The organism is Pseudoclavibacter sp. CFCC 14310, from assembly GCF_008831165.1.
In the GTDB taxonomy this organism is placed as follows: Bacteria; Actinomycetota; Actinomycetes; order Actinomycetales; family Microbacteriaceae; genus Pseudoclavibacter_A.
Window position 1 is genome coordinate 355926 of the sequence record NZ_WBKC01000004.1, and the last position, 13547, is coordinate 369472.

Here is a 13547-nt window from a genome sequence, read left to right on the forward strand (position 1 = left end):
AATATCTGCCGGATATTTTCCGGCCAACTGTGTTCAGCTCAGCAGATCGGTGTCTCCAGAGCGGATCAGTTTCTTGTTGACGAACTCCTGAATGCCCAGCGCACCGAGTTCGCGGCCGTTGCCTGAGCCTTTGACCCCGCCGAACGACAGCTCAGCCGAGTCGGCGCCCACTTCGTTGATGTACACCATGCCGGCGTCGATGCGATCTGCCACGCGCAGCGCCTGGGCGCGATCCGTCGTGAACAGGTAGGAGCCGAGGCCGTACTCCGTGTCGTTGGCGATCTGCACCGCCTCGTCTTCGTCGCTGACGCGATAGACCTGCGCCACCGGGCCGAAGAACTCCTCACGATAGGCGTCGTTCTGAGGCGTCACCCCGGTGAGAACTGTGGGATCGAAGTAGGCGCCGCGGTGTTCGGGGCCGCCGAGCACCGCAGTGGCCCCCTGGTCGAGTGCTCGCTGCACCTGATCGCTGAGCAGCTCGGCAGCCGACAGCGAGCTGAGCGGCCCGAGCGCGATGTCCGGCGCCACTGCGGGGTTCTGCGCATGCACGTCGCTGAGCGCCGCGACGAAGCGCCGCAGGAACTCGTCGTACAGGTCGTCGACGATCAGAAAGCGCTTCGCCCCGTTGCACGACTGCCCGTTGTTGTCGAGTCTCGCGGCGACGGCAGCTTCGACCGTGGCATCGAGATCGTCGGTGCTGAGCAGAATGAACGGGTCGGAGCCTCCCAGCTCCAACACGACTTTCTTCACGTGCTGCCCCGCGAGCGCAGCCACCGCCGCACCGGCACGGGCAGAGCCGGTCAGCGAGACTCCGCGCACACGTGGGTCGGCGACGACCGATTCGATCTGCTCATGAGTGGCGAGCACCGAGACGTACGCCCCGTCGATGACTCCGGCTTCAGCCATGATGTCTTCGATCTGCTGCGCCGACTCCGGACACTGCAGAGCGGGTTTCAGCAGGATCGTATTGCCGATGATCAGGTTCGGGCCGGCGAAGCGAGCCACCTGATAGTAGGGAAAGTTCCACGGCATGATGCCGAGCAGCGGCCCCAGCGAGGCCTTGCGTACGAACGCCGTGCCGGGATTGGCCGGCTCGATCGGGTCATCCGCCAGGAACGCTTCGGCATGGTCGGCATAGTAGTCGTAGATGTCGGCCGAGAAGTCGACTTCGCCCAGCGACTGCTCGAGTGGCTTGCCCATCTCGCGGGTGGCGATCTCAGCCAGCCGATCTCGGCGTTCCCGATGCAGCGCGGCGACGCGGTGGATGGCCTGGACGCGCTCGGCGATCGAAGTCGTGCTCCAGCGTGCGTGTGCCTCGGTGGCTCGACTGATCGCCTCGGCGAGCGCGGCGTCCTGGATGGCCGGGTACTCGGCCAGCCTCTCACCCGTGGCGGGATTGGTCACAGCGTATGTCGACGTTGACATAGTGAGGTCTCCTTGTCGTTGGGGTCGGTTGGCGGCCAGCCTATCCGCCGCGTCATCGGAGTGGACGGAATGGGAGGAATCGCCGGTGATCGTATACGTACCGCCGCGGCTGCGGGAGCATCGCTTAGGCTGGCCGCATCCGGGCAGCCCAGTCTTCCATCCGGGCAGCCCAGTCTTCTCAGAAAGGCCCGACATGACTGCAGCAGAGGCCCTCGAGCTCGTCGTCACCGCCCACCAGCGGCTGTTCGGCGACCGAGACACCAGCGTGCTCGACACCGACGCCTTCGCTCCAGGCTTCATCGAGCACTCCCCACTCGTCGCTGACGGCAGAATAGGACTGAAGCAGCTGGTCGAAGAGGCACCGACGCTCAGGTATCGACTCGTCCGACAGTTCGTCGACGACGACCTCGTCGCGCTGCACGGCCGATACACCGGGCTGGACGACGAACCGCTGATCGGATTCGACATCTATCGGGTGGCCGACGGGGCAATCGTCGAGCACTGGGACGGCCTCGTTCCCGAAGCGCCCCCGAATGCGAGCGGCAGAACACAGCTCGACGGGCCGGTGCACACCGACCGAAGCGTCGACACCGAGACCAGCCGCCGCCAAGTCGCTGATTTCTTCCAGACCGTGCTGATCGAACAGCGGTATGACGAGTGGGCGACGTTCAGCAACGGCGAGGGCTTTCGCCAGCACAGCCCCGACATCGCCGACGGCACCGAGGCCGTCGTGGAGTTTCTTCACCAACTCAAAAGCGAAGGCACTCCCCTCGTCTACGACCGCACGCACCGACGCGTCGCGCAGAACGATTTCGTGCTGACCCAGTCAGAGGGCAGCATCGGCGGCGTCAGACACGCCTTCCTCGAACTGTGGCGCGTGGCCGACGGCAAGATCGTCGAGCTGTGGGATGCGATCGCCGAGATTCCGGCAGACAGCGAGGCTGTGCATCCCTACGGTCTGTTCTGACTGCCTCGCACGGCTCCCGCACTAAGCTGGTCATGTTCACGCAGACCAGCCATCGCATCCACAGGAGCCACCTCTTGAGCACTCTCGACCACCAGCCACTCAGCCCTCTCGACGGCCGCTACCAGAAGGCCGTCAGCGGCCTCGGCGAGTACCTCAGCGAGGCGGGCCTGAACCGCGCGCGAGTGCACATCGAGGTCGAGTGGCTGATCTTTCTGACCGAGAACGGTCTGTTCGGCACCAGCCCGCTCACCGCGGATCAGAAGGCCGGTCTGCGAGCGCTGGTCACCGACTTCGACCAGAACAGCATCGATGAGCTCGCCAAGCTCGAGGCCGTCAAGAAGCACGATGTGAAGAGCGTCGAGGTGTTCATCCGCCAGCACCTGCCTGCCCTGGGGCTGGCCGATCGCGCCGAGCTGGTGCACATCGCCTGCACCAGCGAAGACATCAACAATCTCTCCTACGCTGTGATCGTGCGCGACGCGGTGCGTGAGGTGTGGCTGCCGAAGGCGGATGCCGTGGTCGCCCAGATCGCGGAGCTCGCCGAGCGCTACGGCGACGTGCCACTGCTCGCCCACACGCACGGGCAGCCGGCGACGCCCACCACGATGGGCAAAGAACTGGCCGTGTTCACGCACCGGCTGCGTCGCCAGCTGGGACACGTGCGCGAGCAGCAGTATCTGGGCAAGTTCAACGGTGCGACGGGCACCTATGCAGCGCACGTGGTGGCCGACCCGAGTGCCGACTGGCCCGACGTCTCACGCGACTTCGTCGAGGGCCTGGGCCTCACCTGGAACCCGCTGACCACGCAGATCGAGTCGCACGACTGGCAGGCCGAGCTCTACTCGACGGTCGAGCACTTCAACGGCATCCTGCACAACCTCGCCACCGACTTCTGGACGTACATCTCGATGGGGTACTTCCATCAGATCCCGGTCGCAGGAGAGGTCGGGTCGTCGACCATGCCGCACAAGGTCAACCCGATTCGCTTCGAGAACGCCGAGGCGAACCTCGAGCTCTCGAACGCGCTGTTCGGCTCGCTCGCGCAGACGCTGATCACCAGCCGCATGCAGCGAGACCTCACCGACTCGACCACGCAGCGCAACATCGGCGTCGCCTTCGGCCATTCGCTGCTCGCGCTCGACAACATCGCCAAGGGGCTGAACACGGTCGAGCTGGCCGCCCCGGCACTGCTCGACGACCTCGACCACAACTGGGAGGTGCTCGCCGAGGCCATTCAGACGGTGATTCGCGCCGAGGTCGCCGCCGGTCGCTCGAAGATCGACGACCCGTACACGCTGCTCAAGGGGCTCACCCGCGGGCACCGCATCGGCCAGGCCGACCTCGAGCAGTTCGTGCGCGGGCTCGACATCGGCGACGAGGCCAAGCAGCGCCTGCTGGCGCTGCGCCCCGAGACCTACATCGGGCTCGCGCCTCAGCTGGCGAAGACGCGGTGAGGGTCAGACAGAGGAGACTCGCCCGGAGACGTAGGCGTTGACGATCTGCTCTTGGGCGTCGTGCAGGTATGCGCGCATCTCTTGCGCCGCATCCGCAGAGTCGCCCCGCTGAATCAGGCCGACGATCTGCTCATTGCGGTCGATGTACTGCTCATGCATGTAGCGCGGGCTGCCGATCAGCCCGAACATCAGCCGCAGCTGCGCGGCGAGCGACCGATACAGGTCTGCGAGTATCGGGCTGTCGGCGAGGGCGATCACCGCCTCGTGAAACGTCACATCGGCCGTGCCGACAGCGCGCCAGTCATCGGCCTCGGCCGCGGCTCGAGCACGCAGCACGCAGTCTCGCATGCGCTCGAGCGACGGATGCCCCGGTGCGGCACCGGCGATCGCCTCGGGTTCGATCAGCTGCCGCACCCGGAAGACGTCGAAGACCTCGGGAAGACCGGGACGGCTGACGAACACTCCGCGATTGGGAACGTGCTCGACCAGGCGCTCGCGAGCGAGCAGGCGGAAGACCTCTCGCAACGTGTTGCGAGACACGCCCAGTCGCTCGGCCAGATCGGCCTCTGGAAGCTTGTCTCCCGGCGAGACCTCGCCGTCGGTGATCAGTACGCGCAGAGCCTGCGCCGCCTTCTCAGGCACGGAGAGTGGGAGCGCTTGGGTCACAGCAGAAATTCTACCCGCCCCGTTTCGGCTCCCGGCTGCGCCCTGGTGGCACGTGCAGCGCGTCCGGCCTCAACGGGTCGGTAATTGTTCACTTCACCTACTTGTAACATGAACGAAACTCCGATCATATTTCAAGTGTTCATGCTCTTTGTTGAACAACCTGTACGATATCGCACAGTCAACGACGACCGCGGGCCGACGCCCGCCTGTTCGAATGGAGCACCATGAGCGCAGAGACCTCTCCCGGGTCGGAAACCCGAGAGCCCTCATCATCGAGCGTCAGTCCTTCTGCCTCGAAGGGCAGCCAGACCGCTCAGTTTCTGAAAGAACGCCGAAGCTCCCTGATCGGCGCGGTCTTCCTGATGGCCATGTCTGCAGTCGGCCCCGGCTTCATCACGCAGACGGCGACCTTCACCGTGCAGCTCGGCGCAGCCTTCGGATTCGGCATCCTACTGTCGATCGTCATCGACTTCATCGTGCAGCTGAACGTCTGGCGCATCATCGGGCTCTCGGGCAAGACCGCCGGAGAGCTCGCCAACGCCGCCATTCCGGGCACCGGCTACGTGCTCGCCGTGCTGGTCATCTTCGGCGGGCTCGTGTTCAACATCGGCAACATCGCCGGCATCGGCCTCGGGCTGAACGCCGCGATCGGGCTTGACCCGAAGATCGGCGGGCTCATCGGCGCGCTCTTGGCGATCGGCATCTTTCTGTACAAACGCGCCGGAAAGGTGATGGATCGAGTGGTGATCGCGCTCGCCGCGGTCAAGGTCGCCATCGTGGTGATCGTGCTCTTCGTCGTGCAGCCCCCCGTCGGTCACGCGCTCACCGAGACCGTGATGCCCGACAACGTCAACCTCGCCGCACTGACCACGATCGTCGGCGGCACCATCGGCGGCTACATCACCTATGCCGGCGCGCATCGCCTGCTCGATGCGAAGATCACCGGCAGCGAGAACATCAAGGCCATCAGCACGGCATCGTTCTGGGGCGTCACCATCACCGGCGTCATCCGCTACCTGCTGTTCCTCGCCATTCTCGGCGTCGCAGCCAGCGGAGTCACGATCGATCTCGCAAGTCACACCGCCAACCCCGCCGCGCAGGCCTTCCAGGTCGCGCTCGGCGAATGGGGGTTCCGCATCTTCGGTGTCATCTTCTGGGCGGCCGGCACGACGTCGACCATCGGCGCCGCGTACACCTCGGTGTCATTCTTCAACGTCTTCAGCCCGAAGTTCCTCGAACCGCGTCTGCGCAACATCACCACGATCGGCTTCATCGCCGTCTCGCTGGTCGTCTACCTGCTGCTCGGCACGGCTCCGGCAGCACTGCTGGTCTTCGCCGGCGGCTTCAACGGACTGATCCTGCCCATCGGCCTCACGCTGATGATCTACATCGGCTTCGCCCGGCGCGATCTGCTCGGCAACTACCGCTACCCGATCTGGCTGCTCATCCTCGGAGCGCTCGTCTGCGTCTTCACCTGGTGGATGGGCATCTCGTCGATCCAGCCGATCTTCGCTCTGCTCGGCCTCTCGTAGCCTGATCGCTCAGACCCGGGCCGGTGGGTGCTCTCCCCTCCCCGGAGCGCCCGCCGGCCCTCCATCACCGCGGTGACCTCGCAGCATCATCACCGCAGCACCACACCTGCACCGCCCGTCGTCGAGACTTCGGGCGCAGAATTGGAGCATCATGACAGCAATAGACCTCAACAGCGACATGGGCGAAGGCTTCGGCCGGTGGTCGCTCGGCGACGACGACGCCATGCTCGACATCGTCACCAGCGCGAACATCGCCTGTGGCTTTCACGCCGGCGACCCGATCGGTCTCATGCACACGACGAAGTCGGCCGTCGGCCGAGGCGTCGTCATCGGCGCCCACCCTGCATACCGAGATCTCGCCGGCTTCGGGCGTCGCGCGATGGATGTCGCCTCGCCGGAGCTGACCGCCGACGTGCTCTACCAGATCGCCGCGCTCGACGGCATCACGCGGTCGGCCGGCGGGCGCATGCGCTACGTCAAGCCGCATGGCGGGCTCTACAACCGCATCGCCATCGATCCGGTGCAGGCTGCGGCTGTGGTCGAGGCGATCCGCGAGTACGACTCAGACCTGGCCGTGATGGCACTGGCCGGCTCGGTCTTCGCCCGTGTCGCCGACGAAGCGGGCCTCCGGGTGATCGCTGAGGCCTTCGCCGACCGGGGCTACCAGCCCGATGGCACGCTCGTCTCACGTCGCGAGCCAGGTGCCGTCCTGAGCGATGCGGATGCCGTGGCCGATCGCATCGTTCGTCTCGCCGAGACCGGCACGCTGATCGCCGTCGACGGCAGCCAGCTCCATCTCAATGCCGAATCGGTCTGCGTGCACAGCGACTCGCCGGGTGCCCTCGACATGGCCCGGGCGATTCGTGACCGCTTACAGCACGAAGGAATTGCCGTTCGTTCCACGCTTGACCCTGAGGAGGCCGCATGAACTCCCCCATCGCATCCGCGCAGCTCGAAGCCCGAACGGCCCGCGAGCGCTACCGCGCCGGCGAGTGCCTGCCCACGGCGGGCGTCGCCCCGGGCATGGCGCAGGCCAACCTGCTGGCCGTGCCACGCGAGTACGCCTACGATTTTCTGCTCTTCGCCCAGCGCAACCCGAAGCCGTGCCCGGTGCTCGACGTGACCGATCCCGGCTCGCCTCGCACGGTGCTGGCGCCGACCGCGGATCTGCGCACCGACCTTCCGAAGTATCGGGTGTGGCGCGACGGCGAGCTGGTCGACGAGCCGACCGATGCGACGGAGGCCTGGGCGGAGCACCCTGATCTGGTCGCATTTCTCATCGGCTGCAGCTTCACCTTCGAGACGCCGCTGCAGCGGGCGGGCATCGAGGTTCGGCACATCGCAGAGGGAACGAACGTTCCCATGTATCGCACGAATCGGCAGTGTCGCCCCGCGGGGGCCTTCCACGGCGAGATGGTCGTGTCGATGCGGCCGATCCCCTCGGATCGGGTGGCCGAGGCGGCGATGATCTCGGGTCGCTATCCGGCGGTGCACGGCTCGCCAGTGCACGTCGGCGACCCGGCCGGCCTGGGCGTCGCCGATCTGGCACGACCCGACTTCGGCGATGCAGTGCCCGTGCATGACGGCGAGGTGCCGGTGTTCTGGGCGTGCGGCGTCACTCCGCAGGCGGCCGTCATGGCCTCGCGGCTTCCGTTCGCGATCACGCACGCCCCGGGATACATGTTCGTCTCAGACGTCTCCGACACGACGTACGAGGTCTGAGATGCGCGTGCTGCCGGTCAACACCGATGTGCTGTTAGTCGAGCTGGACGAGCTCTCGCAGGCGGTGGCTCTCAACCAGTCGCTGCTGGACGATCCGATTGCGGGAGTGCACGAGCTCGTTCCTGCCGCTCGAACGGTGCTCGTGCGTTTTCACCCGACCCGCATCGATGCCGCCGAGCTCACCGCGCTGCTGCTGGAACGCGACGTGAGCGCGCCGCTCGGTGCCGACGGGGAGATCGTCCAGGTGCCGGTCAGCTATGACGGAGACGACCTCGCCGAGGTGGCGAATCTGCTCGGCGTCACTCCTGCAGACGTCATCGCCATGCACACCGCCTCGACCTACACCGTCGCGTTCACCGGTTTCGCTCCCGGCTTCAGCTATCTGGTCGGCGGCGACCCGAGGCTGAACGTGCCGCGCCGAAGCACCCCGCGCACTGCCATTCCCGCCGGAGCCGTCGGTCTGGCCGGTACGTACAGCGGGATCTATCCGCGCGTCAGCCCCGGCGGCTGGCAGGTCATCGGCACCACCGAGCTGCCGATGTTCGATCTGCGCCTGGATCCTCCCGCGACCCTGCGCCCCGGCATGCGCGTGCGCTTCGTCGAGACCGAGAGATCGACGCGGCAGCAGCCGGCCGCACCCCAGCCCTCTGCCATCGCAGGCGACGACAGCGGCTCGCGAACCGCACTGGAGGTCGTCGAGCCTGGGCTCGGCTCGACTCTGCAAGATCTTGGGCGACCGGGGCACGCCGATCTCGGCGTCTCACGTTCCGGTGCTCTCGACCATGACAGCGCCCGATTGGCGGCCCGTCTCGTCGGCAACTCCTCCGATGCCGCAAGCATCGAGACGCACGGCGGTCTGCGACTGCGAGCGATCGGCGAACTGGTGCTCGCCGTCACCGGCGCGCAGGTGTCGGCCACCGTCCGCCCCGCGTCGACGCCGGAGACGGAGACGGACGCTGAACGCCCAGCAGCCCGGATGCAGGCTCCCCGCTCGGCTCCCGAGCTGCAGGCCTTCGCTCTGCGCGACGGCGAGACGCTCGAGCTCGGCTTTCCCACGCGCGGCAGCGTCGCATACGTCGGCGTACGCGGTGGGTTCGCCGTCGCCCCGGTGCTCGACAGCCTCTCGACCGATGTGCTCTCGGGCCTTGGCCCGAAGCCTCTGCGCGCCGGTGACGTGCTGCCGGTGCGCCGTGCCGCGGTCGCTGCGGTCGCACAGATCTGGGGTGCGGATGCGCCCGACGGCACTCTGCACAGCCGTCTGCCCGCTCCGGGCGACGTGGTCACTCTCGATGTGGTGCTCGGGCCGCGTACCGAGATGTTCACCGGTGACGCGGTGCAGACGCTCTTCGATCAGCAGTGGGAGGTCACGGCGCAGTCGAACCGCGTCGGTCTGCGCCTGCACGGGCCGACGCCGCTGGAGCGCCGCGACCACCGAGAGCTCGAGTCTGAGGGCACCTCCTCTGGTGCTCTGCAGGTGCCGCCCAACGGGCAACCGGTGCTGTTCATGGCCGATCACCCGCTGACCGGCGGCTACCCCGTCATCGGCTCGGTCGCCTCATATCACCTCAATCTCGCCGGACAGGTGCCGATCGGCGCCAGCATTCGCTTTCGTGCGGTCACCGACCCTCCGGGGCAGGCATCCGCCGCCGACGACGCATCTCTCACGAAGGAGAACTGAACATGATCAGCAGAGTGCTCATCGCCAACCGCGGCGAGATCGCCGTGCGCATCGCTCGAGGCTGCGCCGCCTATGGGGTGACCTCGATCGCGGTGTACTCCGACCCCGATGCCGATGCGCTGCACACCCGCGTCGCCGACGAGGCCTATGCCCTGCCCGGGGCCACTGCCGCTGACACGTACCTCGACATCGACGCACTCATCGACGTCGCCCGACGTGCGCATGCTGACGCCGTGCACCCCGGTTACGGCTTTCTGTCAGAGAACGCCGACTTCGCTCAGGCCGTCATCGACGCAGGACTCATCTGGATCGGCCCTCGGCCGCAGACGATCCGCTCGCTCGGCGACAAGGTGACCGCTCGCCAGCTGGCCTCCTCGGTCGGAGCCCCACTCGTCGAGGGCACTCCGGGACCGGTCGCCGACGGAGCCGAGGCGCTGGCGTTCGCCCAGCAGCACGGCCTGCCGATCGCGATCAAAGCCGCGTTCGGAGGCGGCGGACGAGGCCTGAAGGTGGCCTGGAGACTCGACGAGGTGGTCGACCAGTTCGAGTCGGCCGTACGAGAGGCGGTCGCCGCGTTCGGCCGCGGAGAATGCTTCATCGAACAGTACGTGCCACACCCGCGACACGTCGAAGCGCAGGTCGTCGGCGACGCCGACGGTCACGTCGTCGTGGTCGGCACTCGTGACTGCTCGCTGCAGCGACGCAATCAGAAAGTCGTCGAAGAGGCACCGGCGCCGTTCCTCACCGACGAGCAGCGCAGCGCGATCGAGTCGGCGGCGAAGCGCATCTGCGAGGCCGCAGACTATGTCAGCGCCGGCACGGTCGAGTTCCTGGTCGGGGCGAACGGCACGGTCTCGTTTCTCGAAGTGAACACCCGCCTGCAGGTCGAGCATCCGATCACCGAGCTGACCAGCGGCGTCGATCTGGTGCGGCAGCAGCTGCGAGTCGCCGACGGGCTGCCGCTCGAGATCGACCAGACCCCGCTGCCACGGGGCCATGCCTTCGAGTTCCGCATCAACGCCGAAGACGCCGGGCGTGGGTTTCTGCCGGCACCCGGGCGCATCAGCCGTTTCGACGCTCCGGGCGGCGAGGGCGTGCGTCTCGACTCCGGTGTCGTCGCGGGCAGTGTGGTGAGCGGGCTGTACGACTCGCTGCTGGCGAAGCTCGTGGTCTGGGGTGCCGATCGCGACGAGGCACTGCGCAAGGCCCGCCAGGCGCTGCAGGAGTTCCAGGTCGACGGCGTGCCGACGCTGCTGGACTTCGACCGGCGCGTCGTCGACGATCCAGCGTTCGCCGCCGCCGATGCTGACGGCTTCGCGGTGCACACGAGGTGGATCGAGACCGAATGCTCCTGGCTCGACGAGCTGCATCAGCCCTTCTCTGACCCGATGCCGAACGAACCGCTGACACGCACCTGGATCGAGCTCGACGGCCGCCGTGTCGAGCTCGGGCTTCCGGCACAGCTGGTCGGCTCGCTGGCAGGCGGAGTCTCTGCGGCCGCCGTGCTGCAGAGCGGCCCCAGCGGCGAGGCGGTCACGGCCAGCGCATCCGCCACGGATGCCGCAGCCGGCGGAGTCGGGTCGAACGAGCCCGGTGCGGTGTGCGCGCCGATCACCGGAACGCTCGTCGCGTGGAAGGCGGAAGACGGAGCGTCGGTCGCCGAAGGCGAGGTGCTCGCAGTCATGGAGGCTATGAAGATGGAGACACAGGTGCTCGCGCCGTGCGCGGGGGTGCTGCACCGCGACGCAAAGGTCGGCAGCGCGCTGATCAGCGGCGGAGCATGCATCGCTCTCGTGCGGTGAACGTCGACTGCGCCGCATCACTCAGGCAGCGCCTGCAGCGCGAGCCACAGCTCGTGTCGCACCTTCGGATCGCGCAGATCCGCATCGAGCACCCGCGCGCACTTCTCGATGCAGGCTCGCAGCGTGTGACGATGCACCTGCAGGCGGCGTACAGCGACGACCATCTGATCGATGCCGCCTGGGCTTACGAGCAGGCGACACGGCGACGCGAGCCCGCATTCCTCACCCCGACCCTCCCGAGCGACCAGATCGAGGTCGGCACGACGAGTCGAACGCCCGCATCTGCGGCCGACGTGGTGCCCGAGGTGAGCATCTCACGGCACGCACGATTCTGGCAGGTGGAGGTGCGGCTGCCCGCCGATACGGATGCCCAAGTGTGGGCCGACGGGCATCTGCTTCGCCCTGTCGCCGATGGCGAAGGCACCTATCGTGGCACCATCTCAGTGCACCGGCCACGTCTTGACGACCAGGTCATGATCGTCGTCAAGGCCGGGCATGCCTCGGCCTCGCTCACGTTCGAGGCGCTGCCGACGCAGGACCGCTGAGCTCGGCCTGCACCGCAAGTGCGAGCCACGTGACCCGACAGGCGTCGGCGTCGTGTTCCAGGTCGCATCCGAGTGCGGCGCCCAAGGTGCGCACGCGACGCACCACGGTGTTGCGGTGCACGCCCAGCCGGTCGGCAGCCGCCTGCCATTCGTACATGCAGTCGCACCAGACCGTGAACGTGGCTGCCAGAGCGGGATCGGCCATCGTCGCGACACGCCGCAGCACCGCGGCGGCATCCGAATCAGTCGACAGCACACGCAGCACGGCTGTCTGGCCGGCATCGAGACGTTCGATCACTCCTGCCGCGTCAGGCAGCTGCCGGTATCGCCAGAGTGCGGCGGCGAACGAAGCCGACAGGCCATGGATCTGCGCCGGACCGAATGCGGGCAGGTCGACCGCCACCACCGGCGCACGCCGGGCCGCGCTCTCGACCGGCCCGTTCGAGTTCACCCGCGCGAGCCGACGCAGCGTGTCGTCGGGGTCTTCGTTCAGCGGCGTCGCGACCAAGGTCACCCAGACACCGGCGACGACGTCGCGAACGCTGAGCGCAGGTTCGCCCCGCGTCGCCAGCGCACGCCCCGAGCACACCAGCTGCCACTGGTGCGCCCCCGCGTCGAGTCGACCTCCGTCGGCGAATGAGCGCTCGAGCAGGGCACGGCCCGTGCCCACTTCGTCAGTCAGCAGCGCGCGCAGCCCCAGCTGAACCACTTCGTCATGGTCGACGCCCCCCGGCGGTCGACTGGTCAGCGCCAGCTGCAGCATGGCGACGGCCGTGTTGACGATCATGCGCTCATCACGATCGTTCGCCTCGGCGCTGCGCCGCTGCGAAGGTCGCCTGGCGAGCCGCCCTGCTGCCGATGCGGCCCACAGCAGGGTGAGAGCCCCGATGGGTGCGGTGCTTTCGGGCGCGTTGAGCATGTGGATGATCAGGTGCTGACCGTCGTGCTCCTCACGTCCCGACTGACGGCGACGCCGGGCGTCATGCATCCGATCTCGCACAAGCGGCTCCACCCAGCTCGGCGGAGGGTCGACCGGGGCGACTCCGAGCAGACGAGCTCCGCCTCCCCAGAGCCAGACGGAGCAGCCCAGCAGCAGCGCGAGCTCGCGAACGAGCGCCTGTGCGGGCATGCGCTCGAGAGAGGCGAGTGTGAGGGCGTGCTGCGCATGCAGCACCTTGCGCAGGCTCTCGCGCTCAGGATCCGCACGCCCGGAGCTGATGGCCTCGCTGATGCTGATGAAGGGGGTCGAGAAGGGGGCTTCGAGCAGCGGCATGCCCGCTGCGACGCAGCTTCGCCGCAGCACAGCCTCCCATCGGGGGTCAGGGTGCTCGAGGGTGTACACGAGACCGACCGCTCCGCCCCGTGCGATGCGCTCGACATAGTCGCGCGTCACGGTCTCGACGTCTGATGCCGACAGCAGCTGCTGCCCTGTGGTGAGAATGAGCTCGCTGCCTCGCAGGAACGGGGTGGGATCGAGCAGATCGGTGCTGTACCCCCATCGAATCGGGTGATCGAGCGCGCCGCTGCCGTCGTCGGTGATCGCGCTCACCAACTGCAGCGAGAGATCCTGACGCTGCAGCAGCCCTCGCAGAGTGATGGCGTTCATGCGTTACTCCTCTGACTGACATGCACGTGAGCGCTGCATCGGGCGATCCGACGGCACCCTGTAACCCAGCCTTCATATGCCGAGGTGGGTCTCACCCCCGCTGTCGTGGCGTGACTTGCCGCGCTTTTTCGCCCTGCCAGCACCCCACAT

12 protein-coding genes are annotated in these 13547 nt (G+C 67.3%); 8 read left to right on the forward strand and 4 right to left on the reverse strand.

From position 1 onward, the window contains the following. Nucleotides 1-33: 33 nt before the first annotated feature. The gene (locus tag F8O06_RS11140; protein WP_158038618.1) at nt 34-1425 is read right to left on the reverse strand and encodes an NAD-dependent succinate-semialdehyde dehydrogenase; all 1392 of its coding nucleotides are present in this window, start codon (nt 1423-1425) and stop codon (nt 34-36) included. 193 nt (nt 1426-1618) lie between these two features. Here F8O06_RS11140 and F8O06_RS11145 point away from each other — a divergent pair, with 193 nt between their 5' ends. Together F8O06_RS11145 and purB are read left to right on the forward strand one after the other, a co-directional pair. Beyond that, complete coding sequence (locus F8O06_RS11145; protein WP_158038619.1) at nt 1619-2392, forward strand: nuclear transport factor 2 family protein; 774 nt, start codon at nt 1619-1621, stop codon at nt 2390-2392. A gap of 74 nt (nt 2393-2466) precedes the next feature. Further along, nucleotides 2467-3846: an adenylosuccinate lyase gene (gene purB / locus F8O06_RS11150; protein ID WP_158038620.1), complete on the forward strand. Its 1380-nt coding sequence runs from the start codon at nt 2467-2469 to the stop codon at nt 3844-3846. A gap of 3 nt (nt 3847-3849) precedes the next feature. On the opposite strand, the gene F8O06_RS11155 is transcribed toward purB, so the two are convergent. Continuing rightward, complete coding sequence (locus tag F8O06_RS11155; protein ID WP_158038621.1) at nt 3850-4512, reverse strand: GntR family transcriptional regulator; 663 nt, start codon at nt 4510-4512, stop codon at nt 3850-3852. Between the two features lie 224 nt (nt 4513-4736). On the opposite strand from F8O06_RS11155, the gene F8O06_RS11160 reads away from it, so the two are divergent. The 5 genes from F8O06_RS11160 (at nt 4737) to F8O06_RS11180 (ending at nt 11246) form a co-directional block, all read left to right on the forward strand. Further along, the gene (locus F8O06_RS11160) at nt 4737-6044 is read left to right on the forward strand and encodes an NRAMP family divalent metal transporter (protein WP_158038622.1); all 1308 of its coding nucleotides are present in this window, start codon (nt 4737-4739) and stop codon (nt 6042-6044) included. Nucleotides 6045-6195: 151 nt separating this feature from the next. Further along, nucleotides 6196-6972, forward strand: coding sequence for a LamB/YcsF family protein (locus F8O06_RS11165; RefSeq protein ID WP_158038623.1), 777 nt, complete (start codon nt 6196-6198; stop codon nt 6970-6972). Next, nucleotides 6969-7766, forward strand: coding sequence for a putative hydro-lyase (locus tag F8O06_RS11170; protein ID WP_158038624.1), 798 nt, complete (start codon nt 6969-6971; stop codon nt 7764-7766). The genes F8O06_RS11165 and F8O06_RS11170 overlap by 4 nt, the downstream gene beginning before the upstream one ends. A 1-nt stretch (nt 7767) precedes the next feature. Beyond that, nucleotides 7768-9444, forward strand: coding sequence for a carboxyltransferase domain-containing protein (locus tag F8O06_RS11175; RefSeq protein WP_158038625.1), 1677 nt, complete (start codon nt 7768-7770; stop codon nt 9442-9444). A gap of 2 nt (nt 9445-9446) precedes the next feature. Beyond that, on the forward strand, nt 9447-11246 hold the full coding sequence (locus tag F8O06_RS11180; RefSeq protein WP_158038626.1) for an acetyl/propionyl/methylcrotonyl-CoA carboxylase subunit alpha: 1800 nt from the start codon (nt 9447-9449) through the stop codon (nt 11244-11246). A gap of 17 nt (nt 11247-11263) precedes the next feature. On the opposite strand, the gene F8O06_RS12555 is transcribed toward F8O06_RS11180, so the two are convergent. Beyond that, nucleotides 11264-11410 carry a helix-turn-helix domain-containing protein gene (locus tag F8O06_RS12555; protein WP_158038627.1) on the reverse strand — a complete coding sequence of 49 codons (147 nt, stop codon included), beginning with the start codon at nt 11408-11410 and terminating at the stop codon, nt 11264-11266. On the opposite strand from F8O06_RS12555, the gene F8O06_RS11190 reads away from it, so the two are divergent. Further along, entirely contained in the window at nt 11378-11791 is a 414-nt protein-coding gene (locus F8O06_RS11190) for a hypothetical protein (RefSeq protein WP_158038628.1), read from the forward strand. The two genes, F8O06_RS12555 and F8O06_RS11190, sit on opposite strands and share 33 nt — an antisense overlap. Here the strand turns inward: F8O06_RS11190 and F8O06_RS11195 are convergent. After that, a complete protein-coding gene (locus tag F8O06_RS11195; protein ID WP_158038629.1) occupies nt 11757-13397 on the reverse strand; it encodes a PucR family transcriptional regulator in 1641 nt (546 codons plus the stop codon). The genes F8O06_RS11190 and F8O06_RS11195 overlap by 35 nt on opposite strands. Nucleotides 13398-13547: the final 150 nt, after the last annotated feature.